Here is a 21,709-nt window from a genome sequence, read left to right on the forward strand (position 1 = left end):
CAAAGCTTGATGACCATAGCAAGTTGGTCCCACCCCTTCCCATCCCGAACAGGACCGTGAAACAACTCTGCGCCGATGATAGTGCTGCAACCAGTGTGAAAGTAGGTTATCGTCAAGCTAGTTATTAGAAGAACCCCCATCATCTGCCTGAACGCGCTCAAGATCGCGTTCAGCGCCGAAGATGGGGGGTTTTTGCTTTGCGCCTGCGTAAATGAGCCTGTTTTTCCCTTCTGTTCGCTGCCATGATGAGTCTGTTGGGCAACTAAAATTGCGTCTGGTAATTCTTTTCTTGGCAAAATCAATTTAATCGCCTAAATTGATAAAAACGAGAGAAATATGTCGCGGGTAAGGTGTAACAAGGTTATGGCCCGCCTGTAGTGAGCTGGAGGTGAATATGAACGCTTTCCGGGAACGTCTGGCGCGGACGTCCAAAAAAATCGCGCAATGGTGGTTGGCCCTGCGGCCTAATCGTACTGCTGCTATCGCAATTCTGCTCGGTCTGGCGGTGACGCTGGCCGGCTGGCAGTGGATGCGTATGCAGGAACGCGTAGATGACCTCGCCCAGTTCCAGACTTCGTCCGATCGCCTGCTGACCACGCTGCAGCAGAGAATCGACCAGCATCAGTTGATACTGCGGGGCGCGGTAGCCTATCGTCAGGCCTATCCTGGCATGAACGAGAGCGACTGGCATCGTTATACCGAGAGCATGAAGCAGGGCCAGACCCTGCCTGAGCTGCTGGCACTGGAGTTCCGGCCTGCGGCGGGCGAAACCCTGGCGCCGACTGATCCACGGCATACGGCATGGCTGAAAGCGCGTGATAGCGGTCAGCTGGTAATGAGCGCACCGCTGGCTGCGAGCGCATTGCCTGAAGCAGGCAAAGGCTTGCTGGTGGCGCTTTATCTGCCCGTGTATCGTCAGGACGCGCTGTTGCAATCGGTGGAACAGCGCCGTGCGGCGTTGCAGGGCTCGGTCGTTGCGCTGCTCCGTCTTGATGTGCTGCTGAACCGCCTGCTGGTGCGCGCCTACCCTGATGTGGCAGTTCAGCTTTATAGCGGCATACTGGCCGATCCGCAACGGCAGGTATATGGCACGCGCAAGTCTGGTGCCAAAGAGCTGAGCCTGACCCGTCAGCTCACGTGGGGCGGGCAGAACTGGACCGTAGTGTTCAATTCGCGTACGCCTGCGGGTCTAGAAAGTCCTAGTTGGCAGTGGCTGCTGTTCGGTCTGTGCGTGAGTGCTGCGCTAACGCTGCTGCTCAATCATCAGGCCATTATCCGCGCCCGCGCCGACAGTGTTACCCGCATGATGAGCCGTCGATTGGTGCGTAGCCAGACCGAATTACGTGCAGTGCTTGATGCTGCCGTGGAAGGCGTGCTGAATCTCGATAGCGATGGCTGTGTGGTGTCGGCCAATCAGGCGGCCGAACATATTTTCGGGGTCGCTACCGGTAAGCTCATCGGCGTCCGGCTGGATGCCCGTATCCCCGGTTTCGATAAACTGCAACTGTCGGCGCTGTGCGGCGCCCATGTTTCGACAGCCGGGCTGATGCCCATGGTGCGGGCCGAAGCGACGGGCGTGCGTTCCACCGGTAGCCGGTTCCCCTTGGCGCTGAGCCTGCGCCGTTTCGAGCTGGATGGCGAAGCTCATTATTCGCTGATGCTGCGTGATGTGAGCGACGAGAAGATGGCGGAACTGATGATGCAGCAGAGCCTCATGAGTCTGGCTGCAGCGCGCGAGGCACCAGCTCTGACGCCCGCTGCCTGATAGATAAAAAATCTATGGTCACCCTCTTTTTTGCAAGCTGATTTTTTGTATGCTGTAAGTAGGCTCGCTTAAATCTATCCGGCGTCTGGTTGGAGATAGTCTCCGCGCCACGATGAGAGTCGCGCCTGTCGGTCCTAAAAAACGGCTCGGCTTCTCAAGCAGCCGATTTTTTTATCAGGGTTTCCGTCAGGCCGGTGTGCCGTTTACGTCATCCAATCTATCAGCAGTCGCAAAACCGGTAGGTGTACTTCAACTGTGAGTCCGAGGTTCCGCTTATTGTGCAAGCGGGACCTCTTTTATTTTAAATTGCTCGTGGTGAGCCGCGATGGCCCAAGTGATTCGTGCCAGCTTATTGGCCAAGGCACACGCCACTACGTTGGAATGCCGACGCATCAACATGCCCCTGACCCACTGAGCCAGGCGCCCCTGCTGCCGCTCTAGGCGCTGCATATACGCTCGGGCGCACTGTACCAACAAGCGCCGTAGATCCTTATCTCCGCGCTTGCTGATGCCCAGCAGCTTACTCCTGCCTCCCGTGCTGTACTGGCGCGGCACCAATCCGACCGACGCCGCAAAATCCCGCCCGCAGCGGTAGTGCTTGCCATCGCCCACTTCTGCGGCGAGCACGCTGGCTGTGATCGGTCCAATACCTGGCACGGTCATCAGCCGCTGGCCCAGGTCATCCTCGGTCACCTCCCGGGTCAGCTCTTTTTCAATGTCGGCGATCTGCGCCTCAAGATATTTGAAATGAGCATGCAGTCGTTCCAGCACCTGCACCAGCTTTGGCGGAAGCTCCTGCTCTGCCAGGACGAGGGCTAGGCGGCGGATCGCCGCATGCCCAATTGGCAGGCTGATACCAAACTCCAGCAGAAAACCATGGATTTGGTTGCTAGCCTTGACGCGCTCACGTACTAACGAATCACGCACCCGATGCAATGCCGCTAAGGTTTGTTGTGCCTCATTTTTGGGTGTCACGAAACGCATCGTCGGACGGCAAGCTGCCTCGCAAATTGCTTCGGCGTCAATGAAGTCATTCTTGTTACTCTTAACGAAGGGACGCACAAACTGCGGCGAGATCAGCTTCGGTTCGTGCCCCAGTGCGGCCAGCTGCCGCGCCATATGGTGTGCGCCAGCGCAGGCCTCCATCACGATAGTGCAGGGAGGGAAATTGGCGAGGAACTCCATGAGCTGCTTACGGCTGAACTTCTTGCGCAGCAGTGCCTTGCCTTGACGGTCCTGTCCGTGGACATGGAAACTGTGTTTGCCAAGGTCGATACCGATCAACGTTACGCTGTCCATGATGGCGCCCTCCAGAAATGAAAACACCCTATAAGTTTAGGACTTATAGGGTGAGGGTGACCATCTCATTAACGGCGCTCAGTGAGCGCCGTTATCGTTTATTCCGCTTCCTTTTCAGGCAGGGCAATCTGGTTGTCCGTGCTGAACTGGTAATCCTTGAAGATGTGTTCCGCCGTCAGCAGCTGGTATTCGCCGTTGGCCTTCTTGTGCGTGGTGTCCTTGAGGCGGTAGGTGTAGTGGCCGCAGGTCCAGCAGTTGAAGTTGCGCATATGGGTGCACAGGCAGGTCTTGTCCATGATGACCAGATTCTTGTCGGAACCCGTGGCGGCCACTTCGCGGTTATACGAATTGATGTAGGCGCAGTTGCCCGTCGAATCCAGCAGGTAGCCATACGATTCGCAGCCGGGACGGATGCCGGCGCCGATGGCCGGCGTGTTCTTCAGCATGCGCATCGGGTAGCCGGTAGGCGAGACGCCGTTGACGATGATGTCTTCTTCGCTGGCCTTGAAATATTCCTGCTTGACCTTGTCCGGCAGGCCGCATTCCTTGGCGACCGTGAAGCGGGTAGCAACCTGCACGCCGGCGGCACCTGCTTCGAGGAAACGCACCGCATCGCTACCGGTGAAGATACCGCCTGCAGCGATCAGCGGGATGTCGAGGTTTTCGGCTTTCAGGTAGTCCAGCAGTTCCTTGGTGATGGTCATCAGGTCGAAGTCGGCCCAGTCCATGCCGAAGCCGAGGTGGCCACCAGCGAGCGGGCCTTCGACGATGATGTAGTCAGGCAGACGGTCCAGCTTGGCGTTCTTGCGCAGGAAGATCTGCAGTGCACGCACCGACGAGACGATGATGCCCAGCTTGGCTTCGCGGAAGCGCGGGTGATCAGCCATCAGCGCGAACGAGCCGAAGTGCAGACCGGCGGACAAGGTAATGCCGTCCACGCCAGCGTCCAGTGCTGCGTTCAGGCGGGTGCGCAGGGTTTCGCGCGGGCCGTTCATGGTCAGCTTTTCCATGCAGTTCACGAAGATCAGGCCCGGGCCTTTTTTCGCTTCCATGGTTTTGCCGATGTGCAGGCGCTGTGCTTCGGCCAGATTGGCCAGGTCGAACTGCACCAGCGCCTTGTCCATGTTGTTGATGTTGTGTTTGTAGAGCTTGGTCTTTTCCTTGACGAAGCCCGTATCGAAGCGGCGGTCCGACACATCTTCCACCATGGCATCGGAAATATGGCCGATACCGCCCAGACGGGCTGCTTCCAGCGCCAGTTCCGAGGTCGAAATATCCACACCCATTCCGCCTATCATGATGGGCACATACTCGTTTTTGCCAAAGCGCAGGCGGAAATCATCAACACGTTTCATTGCTATCCTTAGACTACCGAAAGTGGTTGCCGGGCAGTACACCCGGCGTTAGCGCAGTAGTAGCGCGCAGGAAGTCCGAGACGATTGTACTCCTGCTGTACTACAGCTTTGTGACGGCGCGTCTGTGCGCGCCGGAGTGGTTTAATCGCGGAAGTTGTTGAACTCCAGCGGGGTCTCGGGTACTTCTTTACGCAGCATCTGCATGGCGGCCTGCAGGTCGTCGCGCTTGGCGCCGGTAACACGCACGGAGTCGCCCTGTATGCTGGCTTGCACTTTCATCTTGCTATCCTTGATCACGCGGACGATTTTCTTCGCGCTATCGGACTCCAGACCATTTTTGACCTTGATCACCTGTTTGACCTTGTCGCCGCCGATTTTCTTGATGTCGCCTTCTTCGAGGAAGCGCACATCAACCTTGCGCTTGGCCAGCTTGTTGGTCAGTACTTCGCGTACCTGCTGCAGCTGGAAATCGGAATCCGCGATCACGGTCAGTTCGGTGTCTTTCTGCTCGACCGAAGCGCCGGTGCCCTTGAAGTCGAAGCGGGTGGCGATTTCTTTCTGGGCTTGCTCGACACCGTTTTTTACTTCGATCATATCGGCTTCAGAGACTACGTCAAACGATGGCATGCTGGTTTCCTTTTCGTGTGGCTTGCAGCGGCCGTAAAAGCCGCGCATCAAAGGCTGATATTTTAACGGACAACTGTCCACAAGCCGTCATATACACCGTGGTTTTTTACGGGTTTGGCTCTATAATCGTCAAAATATTTTGCTTTTCTCCTTCATGTCCTCCCTCTCCGCGATCCAGTACGATTTTCCGCTGCAAACTCTCAACACTTTTGGCATCGCCGCGAAGGCGCACGCATATTTGCGCGTGACGAAAACCGAGCAACTGTTCGGCGTTTATGCTGATGCCATATGGGCTACTTCATCGAAGCTGATACTCGGCGGGGGCAGTAATCTGCTGTTCACGCAGGATTTCTCCGGCCTAGTGCTGCATATGGATCTGCGTGGCCGCGAGCATGTGCGCAGCGATGCAATGCACCACTATGTGCGTGCGGCGGCCGGTGAAAACTGGCATGCGTTTGTGCAGTGGACACTTGTACATGGATATGCGGGACTGGAAAACCTGTCGCTGATTCCGGGCACGGCCGGCGCCGCGCCTATCCAGAACATCGGCGCTTACGGAATCGAAGTCAAAGACGTGCTGCACAGCGTGACGGTGTTCGATGCGGGCACCCGGAGTACGCGCGAAATGCTGGCCGCCGAGTGCCGCTTCGGCTATCGCGACAGCATCTTCAAACAGCCCGAAGGACGTGATCTGATCGTGCTGGATGTGACGTTTGCACTGCCGCGTGCCTGGCAGCCCAACCTGCGCTATGCCGAACTGGCGCAGGCGCTGGCGCAGCAGAATCTGGCGGCGCCCACGGCCCAGCAGGTAGCCGATACGGTGATCGCCATCCGCCGCCGCAAACTACCTGATCCTGCGCAGATCGGCAATGCCGGCAGCTTCTTCAAGAACCCGGTAGTGAGCGGCGCGCAATGCGCGGCATTGCTGCAACAGTTCCCTGCGCTGGTGCACCACCGTCAGCCGGACGGCAGCGAAAAGCTGGCAGCAGGCTGGCTGATCGACCAGTGCGGCTGGAAAGGGCGCACGCTGGGTGCTGCCGGTGTGTATCCGCAGCAGGCGCTGGTGCTGGTGAATCAGGGCGGCGCAACAGGCGCCGAGGTGGTGGCGCTGGCGCGGGCCATACAGGCCGACGTGCAGGCGCGCTACGGCGTGCTGCTGGAACCGGAGCCGGTGTTTATCTAGACAGGGAAGTGCGCGGCAGCGAGTCTGGCGATGCGGACAGCGCGCAGGCGGATGCTGCGCGCTGTGGAGGCGATTAGCCGAAGTGGCAGACGTAGTCGAGCAGTTCTACCGTTTCGATATCGAAGCTCGAATTGGCAGCGATGCTGAACGACTGGCCAGCACCGTAGGTGGTCCACTCGCTGGCACCGGCCAGACGTACTTTGCACACGCCGCCGAGAATTTCCATCACTTCCGGCGCGCCCGTGTTGAAGGTCAGGCTGGAAGGGAAGATGACGCCGACACTCTTCTTGCTGCCATCGGCGAACAGCACGTTATACGAAATGCATTTGCCATCAAAGTATTTGTTGGCCTGTTTGACCACGGAGACCTGGTCGAATTGCTTGCTCATGCTAACTATCCTATTAAAAAAAAGGCCGCTCAGGGAGCGGCCTTCGAATGCGATTATTGACCGCGTTTCAGGCGGGCATTGGCAGCGATGCGCATACGCAGCGCGTTCAGTTTGATGAAGCCCCCGGCGTCGGCCTGGTTGTAGGCGCCGCCGTCTTCATCGAAGGTCGCAATGTTCATGTCGAACAGCGAATCGGTTTTGGAATCGCGCGAGACGACGATCACATTACCCTTGTACAGCTTGACGCGTACCCAGCCGTTCACGGTGGCCTGGGTGTGGTCGATCAGGGTTTGCAGCGCAACGCGCTCTGGTGCCCACCAGTAGCCGTTGTAGATCATCGAAGCGTAGCGTGGCATCAGGTCATCCTTCAGGTGCGCTACTTCGCGGTCCAGCGTGATCGATTCGATGGCGCGGTGCGCCTTGAGCATGATGGTGCCGCCCGGGGTTTCGTAGCAGCCGCGCGACTTCATGCCGACGTAACGGTTTTCTACCAGATCCAGACGGCCGATGCCGTGCTTGCCGCCCAGACGGTTCAGTTCCGTCAGCACGGTGGCCGGCGACATGCGCACGCCGTTCAGGGCGACGATGTCGCCGCGCTCGTATTCGATGTCCAGATACTCCGGCTGGTCCGGTGCCGCTTCTGGGCTGACACTCCAGCGCCACATGCTTTCTTCCGCTTCGGCGCTCGGGTTTTCCAGATGGCGACCTTCGAACGAGATGTGCAGCAGGTTGGCGTCCATCGAGTAGGGCGCGCCGCCGTTCTTGTGCTTCATGTCGATTTCGATGCCGGCGTCTTCGGCGTACTTGAGCAGTTTTTCGCGCGACAGCAGATCCCATTCACGCCATGGAGCGATGATCTTCACGCCCGGTTTCAGCGCGTAGGCGCCCAGTTCGAAACGCACCTGATCGTTGCCCTTGCCGGTGGCGCCGTGCGAGATGGCGTCGGCGCCGGTGGCGTTGGCGATCTCGATCAGGCGCTTGGCGATCAGCGGACGGGCGATCGACGTACCGAGCAGGTATTCGCCTTCGTACACGGTGTTGGCGCGGAACATAGGGAAGACGAAGTCGCGCACGAATTCTTCGCGCACGTCGTCGATGTAGATATTTTCCGGCTTGATGCCGAACTTCAGCGCCTTGGCGCGGGCTGGCTCCAGTTCTTCGCCCTGACCCAGGTCAGCGGTGAAGGTGACGATTTCGCACTGGTAGTTATCTTGCAGCCATTTCAGAATGACGGAAGTATCGAGGCCGCCCGAGTAGGCGAGGACTACTTTTTTAATATCGCTCATGCTAGTTCCAATGGGTTGAAGTGTGTTATTTGGTGTCGACGCGGCCGATCAGCAGGTATTCGATCAGGGCCTTCTGGATGTGCAGGCGGTTCTCTGCTTCATCCCAGACCACCGATTGCGGGCCGTCGATGACGTCGGCGGAGACTTCCTCGCCGCGGTGCGCTGGCAGGCAGTGCATGAACAGCGCGTCCGGTGCGGCGCGCGCCATTTTGGCGCTGTCCACGATCCAGCCGTCGAAGGCTTTGATACGGGCAGCGTTTTCGGCTTCGTAACCCATGCTGGTCCACACGTCGGTGTTGACCAGATGCGCGCCCTGGCAGGCATCGGACGGGTTGTCGAAGAAGGTAAACCGTTTGGTCGAGACCAGCGACATGTCCATGTCGTAGCCTTTCGGGGTGGAGACATTGACGTGGAAGCCGAACACTTCCGCTGCCTGCAGCCACGAGTACAGCATGTTGTTGGCATCGCCTATCCACGCCACGGTCTTGCCCGTAATCGGGCCGCGGTGTTCGTAGTAGGTGAAGATATCGGCAAACACCTGGCATGGGTGGTGTTCGTTGGTCAGACCGTTAATCACCGGCACGCGCGAATTGGCAGCGAAACGCTCGATGATGTCCTGACCGAAGGTACGCACCATGATGATGTCGCACATGCGGCTCATCACCTGGCCGGCGTCTTCCACCGGTTCGCCGCGGCCCAGCTGCGAGTCGCGCGTGTTCAGGTAGATGGCGGCGCCGCCCAGCTGGTGCATGCCCGCTTCGAACGACAAGCGGGTACGGGTGGAGTTCTTCTCGAACACCATCACCAGCGTACGGTCGATCAGCGGATGGTAGATTTCATAGTTCTTGAACTTCCGTTTGATCAGGTGCGCACGTTCGATGACGTATTCGTATTCTTCCAGCGTGAAATCGGAGAACTGCAGATAGTGCTTGATCGGTTTTTGGGTAGACATAGTGGCAACTAACAGAAGTGCTGGCGTGAGACAAGAGGCCTGACCAGCTGAACCGGTCAATTATAAAGGCAATTCGGTGCAAAGGTCGAATTGCCGCACATTCTCCTGTCTATACAGCTGTCCCGTGGCTGGCATGGCAGGCCAGCCTGCTCAGGTGTAGATCTGGGTAGTGGTGGCTTGCTGATGCTGCGGCGCCGTGAGCGGCAAGTCGAGCGTGAAGCAGGTGCCGGCAGGTGAACTCTCCACACTGATCTGGCCGCCCAGTAGCGAAGTGACAATGTTGTAGCTGATCGAGAGTCCCAGCCCGCTGCCGCCCTGACCGAGCTTGGTGGTGAAGAAGGGATCGAAGATGCGCGACATGTTTTCGGCGGCGATGCCGCTGCCGTTGTCGCTGAAAGTGAGCTGAACGCGTTCCTCCGCCAGCGTGCGGGCGCTCAGGCGCATCAGGCCACCCTGTGCGCGGCCAAAGGCATGGAGCAGGGCGTTATTGATGAAGTTAGCAATCACTTGCCCGTACGGGCCCGGGTAGCTGTCCATCACGATGGTATCGGGCAGTTCCAGCTCGATGCGGTGGCTGGCTGCGCGCACCCGGTTCATCATGGTGGCGATGACTTCGTGGCTGACCTGATGCAGATTGAAGCTGCGCCGCTGCTCGGTGGTGCGGTCCACCGCTACCTGCTTGAAGCTGTTGACCAGATCGGCCGCGCTGGTCAGGCCGCGCATCACCAGTTCGTGCGCCGTGCGCGCGTCGTTCATATAGCTGGCCAGTTCCGAGCGGCGCAGGCCCGGCCCGTCGAGACGGCTGGCCAGCTCCTCGGTTTTCTGCGCCAGCGTGCTGGCGATCAGCAGGCTGTTGCCGATCGGGGTGTTCAGTTCGTGCGCCACGCCGGCCATCAGGGCGCCCAGCGCGGCCAGCTTTTCCTGCGATACCAGCTGGGTCTGGGCATCCTTGAGCTGGCGGTAGGCCTGCGCGTTGTCGAGCGCAATTGCGCCATAGGCGCACAGGGTGCGGAAGATCAGCCGTTCGCGCTCGCCGAAAGCATCGGCGTGCTGGGCCTGCACCGTCATGGCGCCCAGTGTGCGTTCGCCCACGATCAGCGGCACATACAGGGCACTGGCCATGAGCTGGGTGCCGGGCGCCAGCACGATATCGTCCGGCCCGACGCTGGCGATATAGATTTCGCGCCGTTCGCGCAGGCAGCGCGCCGCATTGGCGCGCGGGTGTTCGAGTGCGATGGTGTTGCCGGCCAGCTGGCGGCCATTTTCCATGCCGAACACGCGGCTGATGCTGTTGCCGTCGCGGCTGGCCAGATAGATGGCATAGGTATTGGCGGGCAGTAGCGCCTGCACGTGGCGGTTCAGCGCTTCGTACACGGCGCCCGCGTTCAGGTGGGTCGTGATTTCCTGTCCGATGGCAGACAGGCGCTCCAGTGTGTCGCTGGTCTGCTGTAGCAGTTCGGCGCGGCGCGCTTCCGAGGTAGCCAGTTCGCGGTGATGCAGCCCTTCCGCGCGGGCCTGCTCGGTCTGATGGTGTACCTGCATGGCGATGGCGCGGTTGGTCGCCTCCTGGCTATGGGTTTTCTGCCGCGCCGCTGCGGCCGTCTGGGCGCAGGCGTAGGCCTGGGCATAGTCGCCTATGCGGGCGTATTCGCGCCCCAGCGCATCGTGCAGGTCGCCGGGCAGGGTATAGCCTTCGATGCCTGTGCCTACTGCCAGAGCCTGATGCAGGTAGTGCAGCGTGGCGTTGGGCTCCGTCATGCCGGCCGGTGCGGGCAGGGTATGGCGCTCGTGGATCAGGGCCAGCACCCGCAGTGCTGCCACGTGGTTGTACAGATTGGTCTGCTCGGCGGCCAGCGCGACCGCGCGCAGGGCGATGCTGCGTGCTTCGACGGGACGGTCGAGGAAGCACAGGGCATGGGCCTGGCCGCGCCGCGCAATCGACTGGAAGTCGGCCTGCTGCATGGCGTCGGCGCGCGCCTGCATGCGCTCGAAGGCTTCCAGCGCCGTGACGTAGTCGGCCTGATCGAGCGCCAGATCGCCCAGATAGGATAGCGCGTGGGCATAGCTGCGCGCGCCGGGCAAGGGCGTCAGCACCTGCAGCGCTTCGCGCAGCAGTTCTTCGGCGGCGTCGAGCCGGCCCACGCGGCGCATGGTCTCGGCCGTGTGTACCAGTGCCGCGCCTATGCTGCGGGGCCAGCCGGTAGGGCGGGCCAGATCGAGTGCACTCTGCATCCATTCGAGCGCAGCGTGGTGGTCGTTCAGGCTGGTGAAATTCAGGCCGATGTTGATGGCTGCTGTGACGGCAACGCGGATCTGGCCCGTTTCCAGCGCCGCTTCGTAAGCGCGGATGTAGTAGCGTACTGCCGCGCCGTTGTTGCTGTGCTGGCTGGCCGCCAGTCCGATGAAGTCATATACGCCGGCCAGCACGGCAGGCGGATAGTCAGCGTTGGCGGGGAAGCGCGCGCCCCAGCGCCGCTCGGCGGAGGTCAGATCGTGCATCACCGCCCAGCGTGCCGACGCTGCTTCGGCAATGTCCACCCGCTGCTGGTCGCCGACACTGCGGGCGGCGGCGGCCATCAGTTCCAGTTCTTCGCCGGCGTCCTGATGCTGGCCGTGGTCGATGGCTATCCCTGCGCGCAGCCAGTGGGCATCGGCACAACCCTGATGGTCGCCCAGATGGCAGAAGGTCTGGTAGGCCGGATCGAGCAGCTCGCTGGCACTTTCCAGATTACCGCTGAGCCAGACGGTTTCGGCCTGCACCAGCTGCAAGCGGGCGTTGAGCTGGCGCTGGTGCGCAGCGGGCAGGGTAGAGGCGGCCAGCAGCTGCAGGCATTCCTGCACCAGTGCCGCAGCACGTGTACTGTCGCGCTGGCGCAGATGCCAGGTGAGCGGCAGCAGCACCGGCAGGCGCGCCGGGCCGCGCAGCGACAGCAGGGCGTGTTCCCAGCGTGCTAGCTCATCGTCATGCGCGAACATCTCCATCGGCATCCTTGCAGAGTAAAGGTTAATATTGCTCTGTGGAATTATACGGTGCAGCTCGCCGCAAGGGGGAGTGCGGCCCGGAGTTGTTATCCTTAGTACAGCGTTTGTGCTGATTCGTGCAACAACTGCCCGTACAGAGTATGCCGCATTTTGGCGATTTTGCCATCGGCCACGGCATCGAGCACGGCGCACTGGGGCTCGCTCAGGTGGCGGCAGTTGTAGAACTTGCAGTGGCCGAGATAGGCGGAGAACTCGACGAAGGCGCGCTCCAGCATGCCTTCGCTCAGGTGGTACAGGCCGAACTCCTGAAAACCGGGCGAGTCGATGATGGCCGAATCCGGCCCCAGTCCGGGCAGCTGGTACAGGCGGGTGAAGGTGGTGGTGTGTTTGCCCGTATCGAGCGCGGCGGAAATTTCGCGCACGGCGATATCGGCTTCCGGCACCAGCAGATTGATCAGCGACGATTTGCCCATGCCGGACTGGCCGATCAGGATGGACGACTGGCCCGCGAGCAAAGGCTTGAGGGTGGCCAGCGTCTGTTCCGGTTGCGCCTTGGCCGACACTTCATAGACCGGGTAGCCCAGCGCGGCGTAAGGCTGCACGCGCTCGCGGGTTTTGGCCAGCGATTCCACCACATCGACTTTGTTGAGTATCAGATGGGCCTTGATGCCTGCAGCTTCCGCCGCCACCAGTGCGCGCGAGACCAGATCGTCGGCGAAGCCCGGTTCGGTAGCCACCACGATGAACAGCTGGGTCAGGTTGGCCGCCAGCAGCTTGGATTTGTACTGGTCCGAGCGGTACAGCAGGGTGCGGCGTTCGCTGATTTCGTCGATCACGCCCTGATCGGCCGAAGTGCGGGTCAGCATGACCTGATCGCCCACCGCTACATTGGTTTTTTTGCCGCGCGTGACGCATTGCAGTTTTTCGCCGTCCGCTTCGGCCAGATAGTGGCGGCCGTGGGCGGCGATGATGACCGCTTGCAGTTGTTCGCCGCTGGCGTCGGCACCGTTGCTGCGCCGGGCGCTGGCCTTGCCGCTGGCGCGGCTGTGTTTGGGCGCGCTCATGCTGCCGCCGCGTGCAGGTGGCGGATGCGCACGCTGGCCGGCGGATGGCTATCGTAGAAAGCCGAATGCAGCGGATCGGGCGTCAGGGTGGAGGCATTGTCTTCGTACATTTTGACCAGTGCCGATACCAGATCCGCGGCCTGGGAGTGTTTGGCAGCGAAAGCGTCCGCTTCGAATTCGTGTTTGCGCGAGCTGAGCGAAGTCAGCGGGCCGAACAGGAAGGTGAACACGGGCAGCACCAGCATGAACAGCAGCAGGGCCATAGCGTCATTGCCCTGCGCGGGCAGCAGCAGCGGATCGACACCCAGCCCCGTGTAGAACCACAGCTGGTTTTTCAGGTAGCCGAGCAGGGCGAGGAAGCCTAGCGACAGGGCGAACATCATGGCGATGCGCTTGATGATGTGCTTGAGCTTGAAGTGACCGAGTTCGTGCGCTAGCACGGCTTCGATTTCCTGCGGCTGCAGGCGCGACAGCAGGGTGTCGAAGAAGACGATGCGCTTGTTGGCGCCAAAGCCGGAGAAGTAGGCATTGCCGTGGGCGCTGCGTTTGGATCCATCCATCACGAACAGGCCTTTGGAAGCAAAGCCTACGCGCTCCATCAGGCCTTCGATGCGCTGTTTGAGCGCGGCGTCTTCCAGCGGAGTAAATTTGTTGAACAGGGGCGCGATCACAGTCGGGTACAGTACCATCATCAGCAGCTGGAAGCCGCTCCACACGGCCCACGCATAGAACCACCACAGTGCGCCCGATTTTTCCATCAGCGTCAGCACCAGCCAGATCAGGGGCAGGCCGATCACGGCCGCCAGCAGCGCGCCTTTTAGCATGTCGGCGAAGAACAGGCCCGGCGTCATCTTGTTGAAGCCGAAGCGCTGTTCCAGATTAAATTGTTTGTAGTAGTCGAGCGGCAGGTCGATCAGGCCGGAAATCACGGTAAAAGCGGCCAGCAGGGCCAGCTGATAGGTCATGCCGGGGCCGGTGAGCTGGAACACGTGCAGCGACAGCCACTGCAGGCCGCCCAGCAGGGTGAAGGCGATCAGCATGCCGGTGCTGACCAGCAGGCTGACCAGCCCCAGCTTGGTGCGGGCGATGGTGTAGTCAGCCGCTTTCTGGTGGGCGGCGAGGGGGATTTTCTCGGCAAACTCGGCGGGAACGGCGCTGCGGTGGGTCAGCACATGGCGGATCTGGCGCGAAGCGAGCCAGAAACGCACGATCAGCGTCAAAATGATGAAAGAAACAAACAAAATCGAAAACGCGAGTGAATACATTCTATGCCTGTGAGAAAATGGCAGATTAGGATTAATTAAGCCAAGAGAGAATTATGTCACAAGCTAACGAATTGCCAGAAGGTTCCGAATCCGCCGCCATCAAGCCGGTGCAGAATGAGTTCAATCTGGTGTGGGTGGATATGGAAATGACGGGTCTGGAGCCCGACACCGACCGCATCATCGAAGTGGCCGTGGTGGTGACCGATATGCACCTGAACGTACTGGCCGAAGGCCCGGTATTTGCGATTCACCAGAGCGATGAAACGCTGGACAAGATGGATGCGTGGAACAAGGGCACCCACGGCCGTTCCGGCCTGATCGACCGCGTCAAGGCGTCCACCGTGTCGGAAGCCGAGGCCGAAGAAGCGCTGATCGCCTTCATGAAGCAGTGGGTACCGAAGGGCAAAGCGCCGATGTGCGGCAATACCATCGGTCAGGACCGCCGCTTCATGGTGCGCTACATGCCCAAGCTGGAAGCCTTCTTCCACTACCGGAATATCGACGTCTCCACGCTGAAAGAGCTGTGCAAGCGCTGGAAGCCGGAAATCGTGGCCGGTTTCAAGAAGCACCAGAAGCACACGGCACTGGCCGACATCATCGAATCGATCGAAGAACTCAAGTACTACCGCGAGCACTTCATCCAGCTGTAAGCAGCACGCCAAGCTAGCGGCAATAAAAAAGGGTCAGGCTAGCCTGACCCTTGTTACATCACGCCGCAGCGCTTATTCGTCGGCGCCACAGCACTTCTTGTATTTTTTGCCACTGCCGCATGGGCAATCGTCATTGCGGCCTACTTTCGGCTCGTCGCGCTTGACGGTGCTGACGGCAGCCTTGCGGCGCGGGACCCAGAACTTGTGGATGGCCGGCAGGTTGGCTTCCAGTTCCAGCGCCAGTTTGTGCGCTTTCACCGGGTCTTCTACCAGCGGCAGTTCGGCTTCGTCGATTTCGTCCGCGCCCAGCAGGTAGATAGGCTGCATCAGGTCTTTCAGCTCCGATTCCCAGATCGCATCCCACGAGCCGGGACGCAGTTCCATGCCTTCCCAGAAGCCCCAGCACCATGCTTCGGCATCGATCAGGGTCTGGCCTAGGTGTTCGTGCTCGACGAACAGGGGCTCGAATTCTTTCGGCGCGACTTCAAAGGTCACCAGCACTTCGTTCATAAAGCGCATGATCAGGTTGAGGATGCGCTCTTCTTCCTTGGCGTGCTTGAATTGCGGGATGTCGGTGTCTTCCTGACCCCACACGCGTTTCAGCCATTCCGCCGGCATGATGGTTTCCGGACCGATAGCGATGGCGGTCAGGTAGCCGTGCAGCATGTCCATGGTCATGGCATCTTCAGGGCTGCGCTCGGACAGCAGGAAACTGTCGAGTTCGTCGAATTCTTTTTCGCTCAGGGGCTGGTCGAGTTGCATAATCTGCTCTTTTTATTGGTTGGAAGCCGACAGTATACACGCCGCCCCCTTACAATGCCGTTATGAACCAAGATGACTACGATGACGAGGCGGCCGATGCCCGCGCTGCGGCGCTGGCGGCAGCCATGGCCGGACCGCCGGACAGCACGGTGGACCAGTGCCAGCCTGTGGCGCACCCCTATTCGGCGCTGACGCCCGATTGCGTGCTTGATGCACTGGAAAGTCTGGGCATCCACAGCGATGGCCGGCTGCTGGCCTTGAATAGCTACGAAAACCGGGTCTATCAGGTAGGCGTGGAAGAGGGCGCGCCGCTGGTGCTGAAGTTCTATCGTCCCCAGCGCTGGAGCGACGCTGCCATACTGGAAGAGCATGCTTTCACCCGCGAACTGGCCGAACGCGAAATTCCCGTGGTGCCGGCACAGGTGTTGAATGGCCAGACGCTGCACCATTATCAGGGTTTCCGTTTTGCCGTGTTTGCCCGGCATGGCGGCCGCGCGCCCGAACTGGGCGACCCGCAGGTGCTGGAATGGACGGGGCGCTTTATCGCCCGCATTCATGCCGTCGGCGCCCGGCAGGCATATACAGAGCGCCCTGCGCTCGACATCGCCAGCTTTGGCCACGCGTCTTGCGCTTTTTTACAGGAGCGGCGTTTTATACCGCCCGATCTGGCTGCGGCCTACGCCAGCGTGAGCCAGCTGGCGCTGGACGGCGTGCAGCGTTGCTACGAGCGGGCCGGCGCGCTGCCGCAGCTGCGGCTGCATGGTGATTGCCACGGTGGCAACGTGCTGTGGACCGACGCCGGTCCCCATTTTGTCGACTTTGACGATAGCCGCATGGGGCCGGCCGTGCAGGATCTGTGGATGATGCTGTCGGGCGAACGCAGCGAACAGCTGCGCCAGATGGGCGACATACTGACCGGTTACGAAGATTTCTGCGAGTTTTCTCCACGCCAGATGCATCTGGTGGAAGCCCTGCGCACCCTGCGCCTGATGCATTACTCGGCGTGGCTGGCGCGGCGCTGGGACGACCCGGCATTCCCGCTGGCTTTCCCCTGGTTTAACACCCAGCAGTACTGGCAGGACCGCATACTCGAACTGCGCGAGCAGGTGGCCCTGATGGACGAGCCGCCGCTGGCGATCTAGCGAATTAGCGGGATTTTCCCGCTCTGCTTGGCTTTAGGCGCTGGACAGCACTGCTTGATAATGAGAACTCAGAAATCCCGGCGGGTGCCGGGGTACATCGTCTAGCGAGAGTTCTCATGCAAGCACAACTGGCCCAGCGCAACAGCGCTCAAGACAGCGGTAACCTCAGCAATGCTGACCCTCAGTTGCAGCCACTGGTGGCACTGCACGATCCCGACGATGCCCCTGCCACCCCGCGCGCGGCGATGGAAATGAAGGCCATACAGGAAGCCATCGCCCGCGTCGAAGCGGACGCCAAAGCTGCCTGTGCTGCCGAAAGCCGCGCCCACGCCGAAGCCCGCGCCCGCGCACTGGCGGAAGACCGTGCCGCCATGGACGCTGCGGCGGCGGCGGTCGCACTGCAAAATGCCCAGGCCTCCGAAGAAGCGATTAGCGCCAACCGCGAGCGGCTGGAATCGCTGCGCGCTGCCGCCCAGGCCAGCGTGGCCCGGCTGGAAGCGGTCAAACAGGAAACCGCCGAACTGCGTGCCCGGGTGGAAGCCGATACCCAGATCCGTCTGGCCGCCGAACAGCGCGCCCGCGCCGAACAGGAAAGCCGCCAGCGCGCCCACGAACAGCTGGCCGCCGAAGCGGAACTGGCCGAGCAGGTGCAACGCGCCGCCTCCGAACTGGAAGCCCAGACCGAGCAAGCCCGCATGCAGGCCGCCGAACGTGTCGCCGCCGTGGAAGCGGCCAAGGAAGAAGTCGTGGGCATCGCCAGTGCCGATGCCCGCGTGGCCACGCTGGCGCGCGAACGCGAGCGTCATGCCCATGCTGCGCGCCAGACCGCACAGATGCTGGCGCAGGCCGAAGCGGAAGCGCTGGAGCTGACCGTCAAACGTGAACGTGCCGACCAGATCGCACTGGAAGCTGCGCTCAACCGTGCTGCCGCCGAAGTGCGCGCACTGGAAGAAGCCCGCGCGCTGGCCCATCTGGAACAGGAGCGCGAGCAGATCGCTCTGGCCAAGGCCGAATCCGACCGCAGCGCGGCCCAGTCGCTGCACCTGCGTCTGCAGACCGAAAAAGAAATCCGCGATGCTGCCATCCACCGCGAACGGCTGGAAATGGTGGCTGCCGCCAGCGCCCAGGCCCGCCGCGAAGCCGATGGCAAAATCATCGCCGCCACCGAAGCCCGTATCGAAGCCGACAGCCAGCTGCGTGCCGTGGCGCTGTCGCGCGTGCAGGCCGAACAGGAAGCCGAACTGGCCACGCTGGCCAAAGTGGAAGCCGAAAACCAGTTGACCGAGCAGGCGCGCCAGCGCGAAATCGCCGATGCCGCCGCCGCCGATGCCGCCCGCAGCGAACGCGAAGCCCAGCAGCAAGCCACCGAGCTGGCGCAGCAGCAGGCTGCGCTGACGGCCGAAGCTGCACAACTGGTGATCAGCCAGAACGCTGCTGCCGCACAGGAAGTGGCGACGCTGGCCGAGCAGGTGGAAGCCCAGCGCGTAGCCGATGCGCTGGCACGGGAAAAAGCCGAACATGCTGCTGCGCTGCTGGCTGCCGAACAGTCCCGCGCCGAAGCCGAACAGCAGGCCATCACCGCGCTGAAAGAAAAACTGGCACTGGAAGAGCAGGCCCGCAACGCCGCCCTGATCCGCACCGAAGCCGAGCGTGCCCAGGCGGAAGCGCTGGCGCAGAGCCAGGCGGCTGACCAGCGTCTGGCCGCCGCCGCCGAACAGGAAGCCGAAGCGCTGCGCGTGCTGGCCGAGCAGACCGCACTGGAAGCTGCACAGAAAGAAGTGGTCGCGCAGGCCCAGGCAGCGCAGGCCCGTCTGGCGCTGGAACTGGGCGAAGTCACGGCAGAACGCGCCCGCGTCGAGCAGGAAAAGGAAGTGGCAGCTGCCGCGCAGCTGCAGGCCGAAAAAGAATTTGTCGAAGCCGAGCGCAAATCGCTGGCGCTGATCGACCAGAAACTGACCCAGCAGCGTCTGGCCACGGCAGCAGAAAACCGTGCGTCGGAAGCTATCGCTGGCCGTCTGGAAGCAGAAAAAGCTGCCGTGCACGATGCCCGTCTGGCAGCGCAAGCCCAGCAGGCTGCCGAGCAGGCCATGGCGGACAAGACCGCCGCCCAGCACGCGCTGGTGGAAGCGGCCATGGCGCACGCCGCCATGCAGCGCAAAGTGGCCGATACCACGGCTGCCATGACGGCCGCCAAGATCAAGCAGCTGGAACTGGAAACCCGCCGCCACGCCGCTGCCCAGAAAGCGCTGGCAGCCGTGCAGGCCAAAGTGGCCGAAGCAGAACGGCTGTGCCAGAGTGTAGAAGACGGCTCCATCGTGGCTACTCTCGATGCCGCCCGTGCCCGCAAGGAAGCGGCCCGTCAGGGTGCCATGGCCGAAGGCAAACTGGTGAAAGCTGTGTGGCGCGCCCGCTAAGCGGTTTTACCCGCCGGCCCTAGCGCTGGCAACGCAGATCGACGACCACGCTTCGCTGTGGTCGTTTGTTTTTGTGGGGCGAAAATCAGTAGGTGTAGCCCAGACCCAGCATCAGCAGGTCGGCGTCGCGGTGGTAGTCGGTCACCACGCGATTGAGGCTGAGGGTGCCCACCACCCGTTTGCTGAAGTGGTAGCGCGTGGCCAGCGAGGCCAGTCCGGCCTTGTGCGAACGGGCGCCCGGCACATCGTGCACGTCGATGGCCAGATATGGCCCGACACCCATGCCCAGTTCGAGGTGGGTGGTAAGCGAACGGATCAGCCAGAGCTGGCTGGCCAGTCCGGTGCGGTGCGTGGCGGGCGAGCTGCCTTCGTAGAGATAGTTGACGGTCCAGTCGACGTAGCGGCCTACGGCGCGGCGGTATTCCAGACTGTAGGCGTGGGCCCGCTCCGATTCGAAACTGTTGACGATGCTCTGTCCCGACAGCAGGGTCAGGGTATCGTCGGTGGAAGGGCCATCGAGGTGCAGCTTGTCGCCGCGCACGCTGTCGAAGCGGTAGCCCACGCCCAGCATCAGCGAAGTGGTGGGATCTTTGGCGCCCTGCGGAATCACCCGGTTCAGCTGTACCTGGGTGTACCAGCGTTCGGGATGGTGCCACAGCGCCTGCACGCTGTAGATAGGCGCCCAGCCGTGGTCGTTGATGTAGGGGCCGCTGCTCGCATCATGCGGACGCGACGTATCAAAGAAGTAGTACTGGCCGGCGCCCACCGCCCATGACAGGCCATTCTGGCCTACCGGCGTACGCAGCCAGATCTGGCCGGAAATGCCATCGCGATGGTGGTTGCGCGGATGGCCTTCGTTCAGATAGCCCAGGCTCAGGGCCAGATAGTCGCCCACCGGGTGCATGTAGTTGAGCCCCACGGCAAAGCTGTGCTGCTGCGTGCCGCTGACCCACAGGCCGCCTGTCTGCGCAGTCAGATCCTGCGCTTGCACAGCGCAAGTGGCCAGCGCGAGGGCGGCAGCGAGGGGGCACAGTCGGTTCATGATTAGGGTGTGCTCTGGAGCTGGACTTTGGTGATGTAGTACTCGGTTTCGCCGAAGCACTGGGTCGGTATGCCTTTGTGCTGGGCGTAGGTGAGCAGCACGCGTTTGCCGGTGGCGGCCATCAGCTGCTGCGCCACCATTTCATCGCGCACGCTGAACTCGAACTTTTCCGGAATCGCGCCCGGCATCGAAGTCAGCAGCATTTCGCCTTCCCAGGTTTTGCACACCCAGCCGCGACTGGAGAACTTCTGCAGATAGCCGGCCCGTTCGCCGTCCGAGTAGGACAGGTGCAGCATGACCCATACATAGGCCGCGAACAGCAGCACGGCAGCGACCAGCAGGCCGGAGAAATACAGGGTGACACGTTTGGCTATCGTCATATCAGTTTTGATCTATCTGCAATATTTAAAATTCTATCATGCGCCCAGACGCTGCTTATAGCGCACTGACGACCACAGCGAGACAGCAATAAAGGCCACGCCCGACAGGCCGGTGAACCATTCGGGGATGTGGTATTCCACGCTGGCCAGCATGATCAGGGCCAGTATGCCGATGGCGTAATGGGCGCCGTGTTCGAGGAACACATACTCGTCCAGCGTGCCTCTGTGGACCAGAAAGACGGTGAGCGAACGTACGAACATGGCGCCTATGGCCAGCCCCAGCATGATGATGACGACATCGCTGGTGATGGCGAAGGCGCCGATCACGCCGTCAAAACTGAACGAAGCATCGAGCACCTCCAGATACAGAAAGCCGCCCAGACTGCCGCGCGCCATGCTGGCTGCCACGTTGCCCACGCCCGCTTCGGTGATGTCGTCGTCTTCGTCCGGCTCGGCCTCTTCCAGCAGGCCGCTGATCCAGCCCACGGCCAGATACACCAGCACGCCCAGTACGCCAGCCGCCAGTACCGTGTATTTTTCAGCGTCGGGCACCAGACTGACGCAGGCAAAGACGGCGGCCAGGGTCAGCAGCACGGCCAGCGCTTCGGTGCCGTGCTGGCCCAGTTTCTCTTCTGCCCAGCCCAGCCAGTGCAGCTCTTTTTCTTCGTCGAACAGGAAATTGAGGAAGACCAGCAGCAGGAAGGCGCCCCCGAAGGCGGCCACCTGCGCATGGGCGCCGGTCAGGTAGCGCGCATATTCATCCGGCGTGGTGCTAGCCATATGCCACACATCGAGCAGGCCCAGCCCCGTGGCGAGCGCGACTATCAGCAGGGGAAACAGCAGGCGCATGCCGAATACGGCCACCAGTATGCCCGCGGTGAGGAAGAGTTTCTGCCAGAAGGCGTTCCAGTGGCGCAGCACGCCCGCATTCACCACCGCGTTGTCGAAGGAGAGCGAGACTTCCATCACGCCCAGCACGGCGGCGATCCAGACGGCTTGCAGCAGGCCGGCGCTGCCGCCGTGCTGATAACCCCAGTAGGCGGCCAGAGCCAGCAATATGGCAGTAAGGAAGAAAGAGAAACGGAAGGCTTGCATAGGCGGTCTGGTAGAAATGTTAAGTGTAACAACAGCTATATTACCTGCTTCCGGCGAG

Annotated in this window: 18 protein-coding genes and 1 rRNA gene; 6 read left to right on the forward strand and 13 right to left on the reverse strand. The window is 61.3% G+C overall.

What is annotated here, in order from left to right; translation table 11 throughout:
* Positions 1 to 5 precede the first annotated feature (5 nt).
* A 5S ribosomal RNA gene (gene rrf, locus GTP27_RS17075) occupies positions 6 to 118 on the forward strand.
* A 276-nt stretch (positions 119 to 394) separates the two neighbouring features.
* Positions 395 to 1,765, forward strand: a complete 1,371-nt coding sequence (locus GTP27_RS17080) for a CHASE domain-containing protein (RefSeq protein WP_161040378.1) — start codon at positions 395 to 397, stop codon at positions 1,763 to 1,765.
* 273 nt (positions 1,766 to 2,038) lie between these two features.
* On the opposite strand, the gene GTP27_RS17085 is transcribed toward GTP27_RS17080, so the two are convergent.
* From GTP27_RS17085 to GTP27_RS17095, 3 genes are all read right to left on the reverse strand, one after another.
* On the reverse strand, positions 2,039 to 3,064 hold the full coding sequence (locus GTP27_RS17085) for an IS110 family RNA-guided transposase (protein ID WP_161040379.1): 1,026 nt from the start codon (positions 3,062 to 3,064) through the stop codon (positions 2,039 to 2,041).
* Between the two features lie 98 nt (positions 3,065 to 3,162).
* Positions 3,163 to 4,419 (reverse strand): nitronate monooxygenase, encoded by a 1,257-nt coding sequence (locus tag GTP27_RS17090; RefSeq protein ID WP_161040380.1) that lies wholly within the window; start codon positions 4,417 to 4,419, stop codon positions 3,163 to 3,165.
* A gap of 141 nt (positions 4,420 to 4,560) precedes the next feature.
* Positions 4,561 to 5,046: a YajQ family cyclic di-GMP-binding protein gene (locus GTP27_RS17095; RefSeq protein WP_161040381.1), complete on the reverse strand. Its 486-nt coding sequence runs from the start codon at positions 5,044 to 5,046 to the stop codon at positions 4,561 to 4,563.
* A gap of 154 nt (positions 5,047 to 5,200) precedes the next feature.
* Here GTP27_RS17095 and murB point away from each other — a divergent pair, with 154 nt between their 5' ends.
* The gene (gene murB / locus GTP27_RS17100) at positions 5,201 to 6,229 is read left to right on the forward strand and encodes a UDP-N-acetylmuramate dehydrogenase (protein ID WP_161040382.1); all 1,029 of its coding nucleotides are present in this window, start codon (positions 5,201 to 5,203) and stop codon (positions 6,227 to 6,229) included.
* A 73-nt stretch (positions 6,230 to 6,302) separates the two neighbouring features.
* Here the strand turns inward: murB and ppnP are convergent, their stop codons facing one another.
* From ppnP to GTP27_RS17130, 6 genes are all read right to left on the reverse strand, one after another.
* Positions 6,303 to 6,617: a pyrimidine/purine nucleoside phosphorylase gene (ppnP, locus tag GTP27_RS17105; protein WP_161040383.1), complete on the reverse strand. Its 315-nt coding sequence runs from the start codon at positions 6,615 to 6,617 to the stop codon at positions 6,303 to 6,305.
* Between the two features lie 53 nt (positions 6,618 to 6,670).
* Complete coding sequence (locus tag GTP27_RS17110) at positions 6,671 to 7,903, reverse strand: argininosuccinate synthase (protein ID WP_161040384.1); 1,233 nt, start codon at positions 7,901 to 7,903, stop codon at positions 6,671 to 6,673.
* Between the two features lie 25 nt (positions 7,904 to 7,928).
* Complete coding sequence (argF, locus tag GTP27_RS17115; protein ID WP_161040385.1) at positions 7,929 to 8,855, reverse strand: ornithine carbamoyltransferase; 927 nt, start codon at positions 8,853 to 8,855, stop codon at positions 7,929 to 7,931.
* 150 nt (positions 8,856 to 9,005) lie between these two features.
* Positions 9,006 to 11,837, reverse strand: a complete 2,832-nt coding sequence (locus GTP27_RS17120) for an ATP-binding protein (protein ID WP_161040386.1) — start codon at positions 11,835 to 11,837, stop codon at positions 9,006 to 9,008.
* A 92-nt stretch (positions 11,838 to 11,929) separates the two neighbouring features.
* Positions 11,930 to 12,901, reverse strand: a complete 972-nt coding sequence (rsgA, locus tag GTP27_RS17125) for a ribosome small subunit-dependent GTPase A (RefSeq protein ID WP_161040387.1) — start codon at positions 12,899 to 12,901, stop codon at positions 11,930 to 11,932.
* Complete coding sequence (locus GTP27_RS17130; RefSeq protein ID WP_161040388.1) at positions 12,898 to 14,166, reverse strand: M48 family metallopeptidase; 1,269 nt, start codon at positions 14,164 to 14,166, stop codon at positions 12,898 to 12,900. Before GTP27_RS17130 ends, rsgA begins: the two co-directional genes overlap by 4 nt.
* A gap of 53 nt (positions 14,167 to 14,219) precedes the next feature.
* Between GTP27_RS17130 and orn the strand changes: the two genes are divergently transcribed.
* Positions 14,220 to 14,816: an oligoribonuclease gene (gene orn, locus GTP27_RS17135; RefSeq protein ID WP_202416891.1), complete on the forward strand. Its 597-nt coding sequence runs from the start codon at positions 14,220 to 14,222 to the stop codon at positions 14,814 to 14,816.
* Between the two features lie 72 nt (positions 14,817 to 14,888).
* On the opposite strand, the gene GTP27_RS17140 is transcribed toward orn, so the two are convergent.
* Positions 14,889 to 15,578, reverse strand: coding sequence for a UPF0149 family protein (locus tag GTP27_RS17140; protein WP_161040389.1), 690 nt, complete (start codon positions 15,576 to 15,578; stop codon positions 14,889 to 14,891).
* A gap of 125 nt (positions 15,579 to 15,703) precedes the next feature.
* On the opposite strand from GTP27_RS17140, the gene GTP27_RS17145 reads away from it, so the two are divergent.
* Both GTP27_RS17145 and GTP27_RS17150 read left to right on the forward strand, forming a co-directional pair.
* Positions 15,704 to 16,720 (forward strand): serine/threonine protein kinase, encoded by a 1,017-nt coding sequence (locus tag GTP27_RS17145; protein ID WP_443093192.1) that lies wholly within the window; start codon positions 15,704 to 15,706, stop codon positions 16,718 to 16,720.
* A gap of 116 nt (positions 16,721 to 16,836) precedes the next feature.
* Positions 16,837 to 19,134 carry a coiled-coil domain-containing protein gene (locus tag GTP27_RS17150; protein ID WP_161040391.1) on the forward strand — a complete coding sequence of 766 codons (2,298 nt, stop codon included), beginning with the start codon at positions 16,837 to 16,839 and terminating at the stop codon, positions 19,132 to 19,134.
* Between the two features lie 85 nt (positions 19,135 to 19,219).
* Here GTP27_RS17150 and GTP27_RS17155 read toward each other — a convergent pair whose 3' ends face one another.
* The 3 genes from GTP27_RS17155 to GTP27_RS17165 are packed head-to-tail and all read right to left on the reverse strand — an operon-like array spanning position 19,220 to position 21,651.
* On the reverse strand, positions 19,220 to 20,176 hold the full coding sequence (locus tag GTP27_RS17155) for a hypothetical protein (RefSeq protein ID WP_229634112.1): 957 nt from the start codon (positions 20,174 to 20,176) through the stop codon (positions 19,220 to 19,222).
* A 2-nt stretch (positions 20,177 to 20,178) separates the two neighbouring features.
* A complete protein-coding gene (locus GTP27_RS17160; protein WP_161040392.1) occupies positions 20,179 to 20,556 on the reverse strand; it encodes a DUF8785 domain-containing protein in 378 nt (125 codons plus the stop codon).
* Between the two features lie 36 nt (positions 20,557 to 20,592).
* Positions 20,593 to 21,651 carry a DUF475 domain-containing protein gene (locus tag GTP27_RS17165; protein WP_161040393.1) on the reverse strand — a complete coding sequence of 353 codons (1,059 nt, stop codon included), beginning with the start codon at positions 21,649 to 21,651 and terminating at the stop codon, positions 20,593 to 20,595.
* Positions 21,652 to 21,709: the final 58 nt, after the last annotated feature.

It is taken from the genome of Duganella qianjiadongensis, assembly GCF_009857915.1.
In the GTDB taxonomy this organism is placed as follows: domain Bacteria; phylum Pseudomonadota; class Gammaproteobacteria; order Burkholderiales; family Burkholderiaceae_D; genus Rugamonas; species Rugamonas qianjiadongensis.